Below are 13,029 nucleotides of genomic sequence, written 5' to 3' on the forward strand. Positions count from 1 at the left end.
GAAATCGGTATGATTATACGACTTCAAAAGTATATTGAGGAGAATGAAGAGGCCGGGCAGTTCTTTAGCACTATGGATGTAATAATCACATAAAGATTAAGAGGAAATTAAAAGACCCAAACTTGATATTATACCAAGTTCAGGTCAAAGCTGTTAATGAAAGAAAGTAATTAGGTCTTTACTCCCATTTCATAGCTACATCCCCGAAAGAACTAACAACAACAGCCCAAATAAAAAACTAATAAAGGAAAGAAAACCGATACATATGGAGAACACACGATTGTTTCTCCATTCGCGCCAGAAAGTGACAAGACCTAAAATACAAAGGAAAAACCAAATAGGAAGAAATAGGAACTCGCTAATTTTCTCGGGAAGTAACGCATAAAAAGTTGATAAATATAAAATCCAATTTGTAAAAAATAAAATGCAAACGATAATAGATTGTAAGTAGGGGCGTTTGGAAAACGCCCCCTTTTTTACAGTTGCTAAAATAATAGTTAGTACTGAGAAAAAGGCAATGAATATGAAAATAAGTAAGAGTAATGTAAGTGTCATTTACATCTCCTTTATAAGAGTGTTTTTTACAAGAAATGACTCTATTAAATTATATGCTTGATTTGTAGAGTGCCTGTTATATTTTTCAGTGTACGGATTTAGAAAACCATGTTCACCAGGTAGTTGCTGTATTTCTAATAAAGGATTCTTTTGTTGCTGCAACGATTGAATGAAAGAGGGTACTGAAAAACTAGCTTCTTTTTCAGGGAAAATAAGTAAGGTAGCACATGATGGTTTCATATGAATATAGTCACGTATACGAGAACCGTAACATCCGATAATAAAATCTATTTTCGGATTGTTACTACATAGCCATGAGATGGTAGCACCAACACTAAAGCCGATAAGTCCAATATGCGTGTAACGACTAGAAAGATGAGTAATGAATGTTTCAATTTGCTTTTTTCCATCTTCAAATCCAATATGATTCATAAAAAAATGATATGCTTTTTCTTCATCACTATAAGGAAATGCAGGTTGCGATTGTAGCAGATTAGGACAAAATACATCTATATGAGATGAAGTGAAGTGGTCGGTAACGTGATGCATATGGTCGTTCACACCATATATCTCATGAACAACAACGAGAGCTAATTTTTTCTTCATCGTTATAAAGTACCTCTATGAAATTTAAATTCTTTCTCAACAAGGCAGATACGAAGGTGGAAGTTTTCATACCATTGCTCACGGCCCCTTTCTTTCGCTTCTTTATGTAAGGCATTCTGTTTCCAATTTTCAATCGCCTCAAGTGATTCCCAATAAGAAATTGTGATTCCGAGCCCTGAATGATTTCGTGCACTTTCTACACCTAGAAATCCAGGTTGCTGCTTTGCAAGTTCCTCCATTTTGTCAGAAGTGGCATTATAGTCTGTTGTATCATTTGATAAATTAGAAGTGAATATAACTGCATAATAATGACTTGTTTTTTGTAAATTATTTTTCATATAGATTCCCCCTTTTCATCTAGTTTAGCATGTAATAAATAGAAAAGAAGTTATGGCTTCTTATTAATATTTCGTTTTTTTTTATTGTCACTTGAATGAAGTAAGATGGTTTCTATATTGATATTCGAAATTATTTATCATTAGATATAAATATCCTTATATATAAATGTTTAAAATAGGAAAAAATCACATATTTTGTTAACAAAATATGTGATTTATATTAGAATAATACATATAAAGTATATATATATAATATGTTAGTAAAATTTATTGAAGGAGGTGATCTCTTTGCACAGTAGGATAAAAGAAAATAAAAAAGTATTAAATGCATTTGTAGTTGTTATGAGTTTACTCTTGCTATTATCCCAATTACAGTTTTTAAGTCCGATTGATACAGCAACGGCAGCAGTTACAGATGAAGAAGGGTTTGACACACCAACTTATCAATCCATTCATAAAGGTGATATGTATTCTACTGGTAATGTCAATTTAGGTATTAAAGCCACTGAATCTCAAAAGAAAACGGCGTTGTATTCTGATATAACGAATACTGCGTATACAGCACCGAATGGCTATACCCGTGAACTCATTGATGTAGATGATGACCCAACAACTACAAATTCATCTAAGGCATATATTCCTGTTCCAGAAAATGCTGAAATTGAATGGGCTGGATTATATTGGAGTTCCACACGTTATGAATTAACGCAGCAACAGTATGTAGCACCAGTTAAGTTCACGACTCCGGCGGGGAAGAGCTTTCAAGTAAAACCAAGTAATACGTATTACGGAAGTGGCTTGCTTTATGGTTTCGGTATTGATGGTACTTATTATTCTAACTATGCAGATGTTACAAAGCTTTTACAGTCCTCTAATTCAAAAGGAGGAAGCTATACTGTAGCAAATATTCCTTATCCAAATACAAAGCTTGCGTATAATTATGGATATTATTCTTTTGCCGGATGGTACATGCTAGTGATCACGAAAGATAAGTCAAAAACAAGAAAAGCATTTACTGTTTATGATGGTGGATTGAAAAGAGCTACTGGATCTGGTGAAAAAGAATTCACTGTGAAAAACTTTCTTGCTTCCAAAACTGGAGATTTAGATCCAAAAGTTTCTGTTTTTGCTGTCCAAGGTGATAGATATTGGCAAGGTGATAAACTCTTTGTTCATACAGATAATACTTGGAAGGAAGTTACTGATAAGCTGAATCCAACAGGTAATATATTCAATTCCACTATTTCTGAATATGAGGAACATATGCGAGATAAGTATCCAGGTACATTTAATCCAGATTATAAAAATAATTTGGGAGTTGATGCAGATTTAATCAAGTTACCAGCAGGATATATTAAACCAGAGCAAAAAGAAATACGCCTAAAAGCTGCGACAGCTGGTGATGACTACGTATTAAACACATTAGCCTTTGCAGTAAATGCAACAGCGCCAGAGCTTGTAATCGATAAGGAAGTAGTAGATGCAAAAGAAAAGTATGAGCCAGGTGATGAGGTTACATATCGTTTAAGGGTGAAAAACATTGAACCGAATTCGAGTTCTGTTGATACAAAAATTGAAGATGTTTTAGATTCACGTCTAGAATTTGTACCAAATTCGGTGAAAATCATTTCTGGTCCGAATGCTGGAAATGAAACAGAACAAGTTGACTATGATGCAAAGACAAGAAAGTTAACAATAAGAATTGGTGAAGGAGCAATTGCTACAAAAGGTGGAATCTATACGGATAAAACACCTGAGACAATCATTGAATTTAAAGCGAAACTAAGGGGAGAAAAGGTAGAAACAGAAATTCCTAATATCGCTGTCGTTCAAGGGATTGATGAGTTAACAGGAAGTCAGGTTGAAGCTAACGATTCTAATAAAGTAGTGGTTAAAGTATTACCCGAACGAGAAGAGAAACCTGGGAAGTTAGTAGCTACTAAACTAGCTAAAGATATAAACGGTGGTACGCTGAAAGTTGGCGACAAACTAGAATATACAATTCATGCTAAAAATAGTGTTCCAGATTCTATCTTAAAGGCAGTTAAAATTACGGATAACCTTCCTGAAGGAGTAGAGTATGTTCCGAACACGTTAAAGATAAACGGAAAGGAACAAACGGATGTTGAAGATGAAGATTATGCACATATAAAAGATGGAACGATTTATGCTCATTTCGGCGATCTTAAAGGTGAGGAAGAGAAAGCAATTACGTTTGAAGTTGTTGTAAAGCCGGAGATGGCAAATAAGAAAATAAAAAATATAGCAATAGTTGAGACTGATAGTTCGAAAGATAAGGAAAAGCCTGAAGTTGAAACACCGGTTGATCCGTTGTCTGGACAACTAGAATCGAAGAAAGAGATTATTGGTATTAAGCAAGAAAAATTCCATGTCAATGATGAATTAGAGTATCAAATTAAACTTCGAAATAAGGTAGAAAATGGGCTTATTAAAGATATGCGTCTAACGGATAAGCTTCCTGAAGGTATAGAGTATATAACTGGTAGCATGAAGTTAAATGGAAATTTATTGACAGATGCAGTTGACGAGGATGAGGGGGCGTATGAGGATAACACGATTAAATTAAACTTTGGTGACGTACTTGATACAGAAGAACGAACGGTAACTTTTAAAGTGAAAGTTACGCAAGATGCATTAAAAACGAAGGAAATTGAGAACATAGCGGTTGTTGAGGGAAAAACACCAGATAATGAAGATTTACCTCCACAAAAACCGAATGTAAAAACGAATGTGGAAGCAAAGGAACCTAAAGTAAGAAAGATGGTTTCGGATGCAGATGAAAAAGAAGTGGAAAAAGCGACATTACAAAGCATAGATGAAGAGTTTACATGGCATGTAAACTATCATTTTGGTAATGACATTATGAACCTTGAAAAAGTAGTATTGCAGGATGACTTAGAGGATATTTTAACTATCTTACAAGTAAAACTTGTAAACAGCGATGGAGAAGAAATAGAAGTTATACCGCAAATTGATGAACAATTAAAGAAAGTAAGTATTGAGTTACCGAAGCAGGACGGAAATTATGCTTACCTTGCGAATCAATCGTATACAATGCATATTAAGTCAAAATTAAGCGCGAATGTAAATGCAGATATACTAACGAAATACAATGCGAATGATGGTATTCCAAATAAAGCAGAGTTACTGTTTGACCAGAAGAAATTCGTATCAAATGAAGTGTTGGTAGTACCGCCAGCATTAGGGGAATTTGAGATTGAAAAAGTAGATGCGAATGATGAAAATCTCAAATTGGAAGGCGCAGTATTTGAAGTGATTAGTAAAGATGGAAATATAGTATGTAAATTAACAACCGATAAAGATGGTTTGGCAACTTCTATTCCATTAATCGTTGGCAAATATACATTAAAAGAAGTACAAGCACCAAAAGGATATATGTTGATGAGGGAACCAGTAGAAATAGAAGTGAAATCTGGAATGGATTCACAAAGAATAAGAGTAGTAAATAAAAAGAGTGAATTTGTTATTCCAGATACTGGTGGAATAGGGACAATAATTTATTATGTAATTGGTGGAATATTGATGTTTGTTACATTGTTCCTCTTTGTTAGAAAGAGAAATAATGAGAGATAGAAAAAACAAAAGTAATACAAACAATAGGGAGTGGACAACAATGAAAAGGATTTTTAGTTTATTTTTAATCTGTATGTTAGCTTTTTCGACGTTATCTAACATGATTGTTAGTGCGGAATCAAAAAGTACAGGTACTTTAACGATTCACAAGTTTGAACAAAGTAAAGATTCTAAAACAACTACAGAAGGTAATGGAAAAGAAGGACAAACTGTTCCAGAAGATGCAAAACCTTTAGAAGGTGTAACTTTTGAAATTAAACGAATTGAGTCATTTGAAAAAATTTCAAATGATGGAACTGTTATAAAAGAAGATGCAAAGCCAGTAAAAGACGCTGCAATAACAAAGGTAACAAACGCAAAAGGGGAAGCTGTTTTTTCAAATCTTCCGCTAGGACGTTATGAAGTAAAAGCAATTGAGGGTCCAAAACATATTGCGTTGGATAAGACTACTTTTATTGTCGATATTCCAATGACAAGTACAGACGGTAAAGATTTAAATTACGATGTTCATATTTACCCTAAAAATGAAACAAAAAGAGGTTCAGTAGAATTCGTAAAAATAGGTGAAGCTGGTCAAGTGTTAAAAGATGCAGAGTTCCATTTGTTTAAAAAGAATAAAGATGGAACAAGCACACAAGTGAAGACACCAAGTTCATTAGTAACAGGGGAAGATGGTAAAGTTCGTGTAGATTCTCTAGAATATGGGGATTATTATTATTTTATTGAGCATAAGGCTCCAAACGGTTATATAACTAGTAAAGAAGAGCGTCCTTTCTCTATTAAGGAGTCTGGTGAAGTGGTTAAGCTAGAAGATATAAAGAACTATAAAGAACCTACCATTACTAAAAGTATAAATAATGGTTCAAAAGTAGCTGGAATCAATAAAGAGACAGATTATACGTATGATATCAAAACATTACTTCCAGAAGATATTAAATTATATAAAAAATATGTCGTAACAGATATTTTAGATGATCGTTTGGAAATAAAAGGCCAACCAATTGTTATGGTTGATGGAAAGAAAGTTGAAGATGGTAGTGTAAAAGTAGTTGTAGAAGGTCAAAAAGTAACCGCTACAATTGAAGATTTTTCAAAAATAAATGGAAAAGAGCTTCATTTACAAATTACTGCAAAAATTAAAAGTGATGTTGAATCTGGAGTGAAAATTCCAAACAAAGCAGTACTTGATTTTGTAAACAAAGATGATGTTTCATCAGAAAAAGATGGAAAGCCATCTAATGAAGTGGTGGTCACACCGACAGCGGGAAATATTAAAATTGAAAAAGTTGATGGTAAGGATAAGACGCTTAAATTAGAAGGTGCGAAGTTCCAATTACAAGATAAAAAAGGTAATGTTATAAAAGTTAATGGGAAAGAAATGAATGATATAACAGATGCAAATGGTATTATTACATGGAATGAAATCCCGTACGGTGAATATCAAATTGTTGAGACGGAAGCACCAAAGTATAAAGATAAAGACGGTGCAGTCGAACACTATCAAAAGTTAAGAGATCCGATTAATATTACACTTGATGAAAAACACCAAAAAATAGAGCTACAAGTTGAGAATAATAAGAGCGGTTGGATTATTCCAGCAACAGGTGGTATGGGTACAATTCTCTTCACAGTAGTGGGCCTTATACTAATGGCGGTAGCGACATTTATTTTCTTTAGAAAAAAACCTGTAAAAAATTCTTAATTTATATGTTTATAATAATTGAGTTTAGAAAAGAGGAAAGGCATATTGCTTTCCTCTTTTCCACATTTTATCCGTAGTGAAAGAGGCTATTATGAAACGAAATATAATTTTTGGAAGTATTTTTTTACTAGGATTAAGTATATTTCTCTATCCAACTGTAAGCAATTGGTTTGCAACAAGAACACATTATTCAGAAGTAAGTACATATGATGAAGCGATAAAGAGGCTGGAGCAGGAAGAGATTGATCGTAAAGAAATGGAAGCACGAGAGTATAATAAGAAGGTCCAAAATACAACGCAAACATTTTCAGATCCTTTTCGGGAAAAGGATGGTGAACGTAAAAGTTCTACTGTGGATATGTTAAATGTTGGTGATGTTATGGGGTATATTGAAATTCCAAAAATTGATGTGAACCTTCCAATTTATCAAGGGACAACAGAAGAAGTGTTAAGCCGTGGGATTGGTCAGTTGAATGAAACCTCATTACCAGTAGGAGGAGAAAATACGCATACAGTTTTAACGGGACATCGCGGTTTACCTTCAGCACTAATGTTTACTCATTTAGACAAAATTGAAAAGAAAGATATATTTTATATTCATACATTAGATAAAGTACTTGCCTATCAGGTAGATCAAATAAAAGTTGTGTTACCAAATGAGACAGAAGATTTATTAGTAGTACAAGGACAAGATTACGCAACATTAATTACGTGTACCCCTTATGGAGTGAACACGCACAGGTTACTAGTGAGAGGACACCGTGTTCCATATGATGCTGGAGAAAAAGAAATGATTACAAAACCTTTCATTTTAGAAGATTGGATGATTGTTTTTCCTATTGGTATTATTTGCATTATCCTTCTAATAATCTATTTAAAAAAACGAAAATAGTATGTATTGTGTGGTGAGTGTGTGAGAAGGGGAGTTATAAGCGTAGTATTGTTTCTTACAGGATTATCCCTGCTTTTATATCCAATAATTGCTAATTATATAAACAAGTATGTATATAAGACAGAAGTGATACGTTATGAAAAAATGGTTGATGATTTAAAAATAGAAGATGTAAATGAGAAGTTTCGAAAGATGGAAACATATAATAAATCGTTAGGGAAAACTATTTTCAAAATGAGTGACCCATTTGTACAGGATGATGAAATAAGTACGGAACCGTTAAATTTTATAAACAAAGATGAAATATTTGGTACGATTTCTATTCCGAAAATAAATGAGGAATTGCCAATTTACTTAGGAGCAAGTCAAGAAAACTTAAGTAAAGGAGTAGGGCAAATTGAAGGGACTTCTTTACCGATTGGCGGGAAAGATACACATGCTGTATTGGCAGGACATCGTGGATATCACGGAGCAACGATGTTTCGTCATCTGGATCGGTTAAGTGATGGAGATGTATTCTATGTAAAGGTATTTGGAAAGAAGCAAGTGTATAAAGTAATTGGCCGTGAAATTATTAATCCAAATCAAGTGGATAAATTAAATGTAATAAAAGGAAAAGACAAAGTTACACTGCTTACATGTGAGCCATATACATCAAGTAAATATCGTTTGTTAGTATATGGGGAGCGAGTAGAAAGTGAGCAAAAGGAAATGAAACGTCTTAAAAAGAGTGTAGTCGAAGTTAGAAGCTATGAAACAAGAGACATAATTATAAAACTAGCTTGTGGAATAGTAGGCTTCATTGTAATTTGTATTGGTTTGTATGGATTACTAAAGAGAAAATAGGAATGACATTTATATAGAAAAAGAAAAATGCCACTTCAAAAAATGAAGTGGCATTTCTTATATTTCCTCTAAGCTATTAACTGGAACTGTTAATTCGCGTCCTGGGTTTTTTACTTCATATATGCGGGCGGTTTCATTGCTTTCGTCGACGTGTTGAATCATAACAGGCATGCCTTGAAAACTAACATTCGCTTGCTCCGCTGACACAGAAAGCTCTTTTGCACGTTGAATATTCATTTATATTCCTCCCATCATTATTATCTTTGCTAAAAAAGAGGAATAATATACCATTTCGAGACATTCTTAAAGTTTTTGTATTATTTGTAATGTTTCTTTAATAAATAAAGTGAAGATGGAGTCGGGATAACCATCTATCGTTTGAACTGCTTCTTTTGCTTCTTGCAAAGCAGCTGGTTTATCTTGCAGTTCTATATGGCACAGGGCACGATAGGATCCAGCTGTTAATAACCACGATTGATCAAGTGGATGACTCATATAATCTGGTATGGTAGCGTGTTTTAATGTTTCCAAAGCTTCCTCGTAACGTTTTAAACCATACAGAGATTTTCCTTTTTCAAGATAATACAATCCATTGTCTTGAAAAATTGGTTCGTCTTTTAGTTTTTCGCGAAATTGTTCTAGATGTTCTAATGCGATTGTATATTCATTAGTAATTGTATTGTAGTAATAAGCTTTTAATATATCTATATTTGCAGCGGATAAAGTATCTTCTGTAAAAATGGCAAATTGCTCTGACTTTTTTATGTAATATAAATATCGTTCTTTATCAGTTGTAATGATTTTTTGATAAGATAAAATACGGTAAAATTCATCTGTTTTATAATACACTTGATGTTTTTTTGAAAATGCAAGTGCATCTAAAATGACTTTTTCACATTTATCATAATTGCCGTATGCGAGTAAAATAATTGCTTCTTTTAAATATAATTGTATATGTGTAATCAAATCCATTTCTAAATTCTTCGTTTTATATTCATCGCGAACTTTGGTAATCAACTGTAAACATTCTTTATATTTTTTCCGTTTGTAGAGCATATAGTAAAACAGTAGTTTCGTTTCAGTACTTTCGCGATACAAAGTATATTTTTCAAATATAGAAACAGCTGTTTCAACGTAATATTCAATATTATAATCGTTCATAACAGCTGCTGCTGTTATGAACTGTTTATATAAACGAGCTGTATTTAAAGTTGGAGGTAAATCTGTTTGAACGATAGGTAGTAAAGTTTTGTATACTTCATCGCCATTTGCCTTTATTAGTGGCTCCATTTTTTGAATGAGTTCTACAATTTTTCCTTCATCTTCTTCTAATAAAAAGCTCGGTTCACATTCAAGTTTTTCTGCAATATATTGTAATGTTTTCATAGAAGGTGTAGCTTTTCCATTTTCAATTTGACTAAGCATACTTTTTGTCAATTCTGAACCTGCTAGCTCAGTTTGTGTAAGTTTTTTTTCTTTACGTAATGCTTTAATTTTTTCTCCGAGAGTTGCCATATTGTAGCTCCTTTATAATCAAAAGTTAAATACAATTAAACTTTTTGTTGTAATAATTGGAAAGTTGATTATATAATAAGTTTAACACAATTTAACTTTTAAAGGGAGAGTGTCATAATGGAAGATGTAAGTATAGATCAAAATGATTCAAGAATGAAGATTGCAACGAGAAATATCATTTTAATGATGATTGGAAAAATGACGTCTTTATTAGGCGCAGGTATTTATACGTTCGCAATGGGGTTATACGTATTAAAGACAACTGGTTCAGGGATGGGATTTGCAACTACGCTCGTTTGCGGGTCGCTTCCCAGGATGATCTGTGGTCCGATTGCGGGTGCTGTAGCTGACCGTGTGAATCGAAAATGGCTTGTCATTGGTACTGATTTATTAAGTAGTTTAACGATGCTTATCATGTTTATCCTTGCTACTATATTTGGACCATCACTTCTTTTTATTTATGTTTCAGCAGCATTATTATCAATTTGTGCAAGTTTTTATTCTGTTGCATTAACTTCGTCTATTCCTAATTTAGTAGATGAGGGGCGTATTCAAAAAGCGAGTGCTTTAAATCAAACGGCAGCTTCTTTATCAAATATTTTAGGACCAATTATTGGCGGAGTAGTATTTGGTTTCTTTTCCATTCAGTCGTTCTTTTTGTTAAATAGTATTACGTTCTTTTTAGCGGTTATTTTGCAATTATTTATTGTATTTGATTTATATAAAAAAGAAGTGGCTGAAAGAAAAGAACATTTCTTGACGAGTATAAAAGAAGGTTTTTCATATGTAAAACGACAACATGAAATATATGGTTTAATGAAAATAGCATTGTGGGTAAACTTTTTTGCGTGTGGGCTAACCGTTGCACTTCCATACATTATCATACGTACATTGCATTTATCTTCAAAGCAACTCGGTACTGTAGAGGGAATGTTAGCGGTCGGGATGCTAATGGGGGCGATTGCTTTATCAGTGCGTAAAGAAGTGAATAATCCGTTTCGTTCTATTTATACTGGACTGTTTTTGTTTGCAGGTTTGAGTTTATGTACAGTCTTCCCGTTGTTAGTTACCATTCCAAAAGTGGCAAGTTTTATTTACTATATTGCCTTTATGATGTTAACTGGTATAGCAATTATGATTGTCAATATTCCGATGCAAGTACATATGCAAAAAACGACAGATCCGAGCTACTTAGGGCGTGTGTTTGGTCTACTTGAAACAATTGCGACTGCAATCGCACCGCTCGGTATGATTGTATATGGATTATTGTTAGACATGTTGCCAACTAGCATTGTTATGATGACAATAGGCGGAGGTTTATTGTTAGTTGTATTAGTTGGAGTAAGGCAACATATGGCGAAAAAACAAGTGAATGTGTCGGCTTAAAAACAAGAAAATAATAAAAATGACCAAATTAGTATTTTAGTTTTTGAAACTCTTTTTCATGTATGTTACAGTATAGTGAGCAGGTAAAGAAAAGGAGACAACAGCATGAAAAAATTAAGTTTTGTTATGCTTTTTCTGTTAGTCGTAATGGCTGGATGTAGTAATTATGACACATATATTGAAACAGGTATGCAATCATTGAAAGATGAAAAATATAGTGATGCAACAATGTGGTTTGAAAAAGCAGAAAAAGAGAAATCGGGAAATGAAGCGAAATCATATAAAGAAATGGCCGAGAAAATGGATAATGGAGCAACGGCATTAAAAGACGGTAAGTATTTAGAAGCGAAAGACATTGCAAATGAAGTGTTACAAATGAAAAAAGACGATGCACTTGAAACAGCTGTAACATCAAATGCAGAGAATATGCTTCAAAAAGCAAAAGATGTAGAAGAGAAAGTAAATGAAAGAGTAGCAAAGCGGAGAAAAGTAGAAGAAGAAGGAATTGATAAACTCATTAAAGCTGTAGATAGTATAGATGATGTGAAAGAAAAGGAGAAAAAAGTTTCAGAAGCATTAGATAAGGCTGAAGAAGCGCAAGCAAAAATTGAAGCGAAGAAAAATAAATAGAGTTATAGCTTAAAAGACTGTCGTGTAAAGCGACAGTCTTTTAATTTTTTGTTGCATAAGAAGTGATGTTATGTAGTAAAAAAGAAATAATTTTAGAATTCCACCTGTCCTCATGATGAATCGTATAAATGTTACGTTGAAATTCAAATTCAGGGATGGGTATGTAGCGTAGTTCATTTCGTTGTACTTCTTGTTCAATAGCAAGTTTAGAAATAAAGGCAACCCCATTACCGTATTTTAAAATTTGTTTCATCGTTTCTAATGAATCTAATTCAATTTCTGATTGGAATGTAATGTTATGAGCTAATATCCATTTTGTAAGTAAATCTCTCGTTGTAGATGGATTACGATGTAGTAATATGCGTTCCTTTTCGATATCTTGTAATGATACATTTTCTTTTTTTGAAAAATGATGTTCTTTGGAGAAAGCAAGAACAAGTGTATCAGGCATTACATTCGTCTGTTTTAAAAGTGATTCATCAAACGGTGCTGCTGAAATTACACCGAGATCAATTTCATGATTTTGTAGCATCGTTCGAATTTCAGGAGCTGTTTTTACCATGAGTGTTATTTTTATATTTGGAAATTCACATTGAAATTGATGAACAATTTCTGGTAAAAGATAAGTCGCTGGTACATAACTAGCTCCAATTGTTATAGCTCCTTTATGAAAATCTTTAAACTCTTGCGTGACTCGCCTAGCTTCTTTCATAAGCGCATCTATTTTACAAGCATAATGATGCAATGCCTCACCAGCCTCTGTTAAGAAATATCTTCCAGAACGTAATTCAAATAAAGGTACACCGAGTTCCTCTTCTAAGCTTTTTATATGGAATGTAATAGTAGGTTGTTTAACACCAAGCTGTTCTGCAACAATCGTGAGCTTTTTGTATTTCTTAATAAGCACTACAATTTCTAATTTTAAGAGATTCATGGCAAGTTGC

General features: G+C 33.3%; 12 protein-coding genes. 6 read left to right on the plus strand and 6 right to left on the minus strand.

Going from position 1 to position 13,029, the window contains the following annotated elements:
• Window positions 1-195 precede the first annotated feature (195 nt).
• Genes ACTFR9_RS01145 through ACTFR9_RS01155 form a run of 3 tightly spaced genes read right to left on the minus strand, consistent with a single transcriptional unit; the run spans window position 196 to window position 1,499 of the window.
• On the minus strand, window positions 196-555 hold the full coding sequence (locus ACTFR9_RS01145) for a hypothetical protein (protein WP_000176486.1): 360 nt from the start codon (window positions 553-555) through the stop codon (window positions 196-198).
• Complete coding sequence (locus ACTFR9_RS01150) at window positions 556-1,161, minus strand: dienelactone hydrolase family protein (RefSeq protein WP_000727633.1); 606 nt, start codon at window positions 1,159-1,161, stop codon at window positions 556-558. It lies immediately after the preceding gene.
• 2 nt (window positions 1,162-1,163) lie between these two features.
• On the minus strand, window positions 1,164-1,499 hold the full coding sequence (locus ACTFR9_RS01155) for an antibiotic biosynthesis monooxygenase family protein (RefSeq protein ID WP_000794575.1): 336 nt from the start codon (window positions 1,497-1,499) through the stop codon (window positions 1,164-1,166).
• Window positions 1,500-1,787: 288 nt separating this feature from the next.
• Here ACTFR9_RS01155 and ACTFR9_RS01160 point away from each other — a divergent pair, with 288 nt between their 5' ends.
• From ACTFR9_RS01160 to ACTFR9_RS01175, 4 genes are all read left to right on the plus strand, one after another.
• Window positions 1,788-5,114 (plus strand): isopeptide-forming domain-containing fimbrial protein, encoded by a 3,327-nt coding sequence (locus tag ACTFR9_RS01160; protein ID WP_229136569.1) that lies wholly within the window; start codon window positions 1,788-1,790, stop codon window positions 5,112-5,114.
• 40 nt (window positions 5,115-5,154) lie between these two features.
• Complete coding sequence (locus ACTFR9_RS01165; protein WP_000821081.1) at window positions 5,155-6,816, plus strand: SpaH/EbpB family LPXTG-anchored major pilin; 1,662 nt, start codon at window positions 5,155-5,157, stop codon at window positions 6,814-6,816.
• A 91-nt stretch (window positions 6,817-6,907) separates the two neighbouring features.
• Window positions 6,908-7,708: a class C sortase gene (locus tag ACTFR9_RS01170; protein ID WP_073536454.1), complete on the plus strand. Its 801-nt coding sequence runs from the start codon at window positions 6,908-6,910 to the stop codon at window positions 7,706-7,708.
• A 21-nt stretch (window positions 7,709-7,729) separates the two neighbouring features.
• Window positions 7,730-8,554, plus strand: a complete 825-nt coding sequence (locus ACTFR9_RS01175) for a class C sortase (RefSeq protein WP_033670857.1) — start codon at window positions 7,730-7,732, stop codon at window positions 8,552-8,554.
• A gap of 57 nt (window positions 8,555-8,611) precedes the next feature.
• On the opposite strand, the gene ACTFR9_RS01180 is transcribed toward ACTFR9_RS01175, so the two are convergent.
• Both ACTFR9_RS01180 and ACTFR9_RS01185 read right to left on the minus strand, forming a co-directional pair.
• Window positions 8,612-8,791 carry an H-type small acid-soluble spore protein gene (locus ACTFR9_RS01180; RefSeq protein ID WP_001025740.1) on the minus strand — a complete coding sequence of 60 codons (180 nt, stop codon included), beginning with the start codon at window positions 8,789-8,791 and terminating at the stop codon, window positions 8,612-8,614.
• Window positions 8,792-8,857: 66 nt separating this feature from the next.
• Window positions 8,858-10,069, minus strand: a complete 1,212-nt coding sequence (locus tag ACTFR9_RS01185; RefSeq protein WP_229136570.1) for a helix-turn-helix domain-containing protein — start codon at window positions 10,067-10,069, stop codon at window positions 8,858-8,860.
• A 117-nt stretch (window positions 10,070-10,186) separates the two neighbouring features.
• Here ACTFR9_RS01185 and ACTFR9_RS01190 point away from each other — a divergent pair, with 117 nt between their 5' ends.
• Together ACTFR9_RS01190 and ACTFR9_RS01195 are read left to right on the plus strand one after the other, a co-directional pair.
• On the plus strand, window positions 10,187-11,455 hold the full coding sequence (locus ACTFR9_RS01190) for an MFS transporter (RefSeq protein WP_000390434.1): 1,269 nt from the start codon (window positions 10,187-10,189) through the stop codon (window positions 11,453-11,455).
• A gap of 105 nt (window positions 11,456-11,560) precedes the next feature.
• Window positions 11,561-12,085, plus strand: a complete 525-nt coding sequence (locus ACTFR9_RS01195; RefSeq protein WP_000736435.1) for a DUF4398 domain-containing protein — start codon at window positions 11,561-11,563, stop codon at window positions 12,083-12,085.
• 40 nt (window positions 12,086-12,125) lie between these two features.
• Here ACTFR9_RS01195 and ACTFR9_RS01200 read toward each other — a convergent pair whose 3' ends face one another.
• Window positions 12,126-13,019, minus strand: coding sequence for a LysR family transcriptional regulator (locus ACTFR9_RS01200; protein ID WP_001050628.1), 894 nt, complete (start codon window positions 13,017-13,019; stop codon window positions 12,126-12,128).
• Window positions 13,020-13,029: the final 10 nt, after the last annotated feature.

This window comes from Bacillus cereus group sp. MYBK222-1 (assembly GCF_051916425.1).
In the GTDB taxonomy this organism is placed as follows: domain Bacteria; phylum Bacillota; class Bacilli; order Bacillales; family Bacillaceae_G; genus Bacillus_A; species Bacillus_A paranthracis.

What these genes read in the sequence shown, in the direction of transcription:
- ACTFR9_RS01195 (WP_000736435.1), top strand. Translation starts at nt 11,561, where the DNA reads ATGAAAAAATTAAGTTTTGTTATGCTTTTTCTGTTAGTCGTAATGGCT.
- ACTFR9_RS01145 (WP_000176486.1), bottom strand. Translation starts at nt 555, where the DNA reads ATGACACTTACATTACTCTTACTTATTTTCATATTCATTGCCTTTTTC.
- ACTFR9_RS01165 (WP_000821081.1), top strand. Translation starts at nt 5,155, where the DNA reads ATGAAAAGGATTTTTAGTTTATTTTTAATCTGTATGTTAGCTTTTTCG.
- ACTFR9_RS01185 (WP_229136570.1), bottom strand. Translation starts at nt 10,069, where the DNA reads ATGGCAACTCTCGGAGAAAAAATTAAAGCATTACGTAAAGAAAAAAAA.
- ACTFR9_RS01200 (WP_001050628.1), bottom strand. Translation starts at nt 13,019, where the DNA reads ATGAATCTCTTAAAATTAGAAATTGTAGTGCTTATTAAGAAATACAAA.
- ACTFR9_RS01180 (WP_001025740.1), bottom strand. Translation starts at nt 8,791, where the DNA reads ATGAATATTCAACGTGCAAAAGAGCTTTCTGTGTCAGCGGAGCAAGCG.
- ACTFR9_RS01170 (WP_073536454.1), top strand. Translation starts at nt 6,908, where the DNA reads ATGAAACGAAATATAATTTTTGGAAGTATTTTTTTACTAGGATTAAGT.
- ACTFR9_RS01155 (WP_000794575.1), bottom strand. Translation starts at nt 1,499, where the DNA reads ATGAAAAATAATTTACAAAAAACAAGTCATTATTATGCAGTTATATTC.
- ACTFR9_RS01190 (WP_000390434.1), top strand. Translation starts at nt 10,187, where the DNA reads ATGGAAGATGTAAGTATAGATCAAAATGATTCAAGAATGAAGATTGCA.
- ACTFR9_RS01150 (WP_000727633.1), bottom strand. Translation starts at nt 1,161, where the DNA reads ATGAAGAAAAAATTAGCTCTCGTTGTTGTTCATGAGATATATGGTGTG.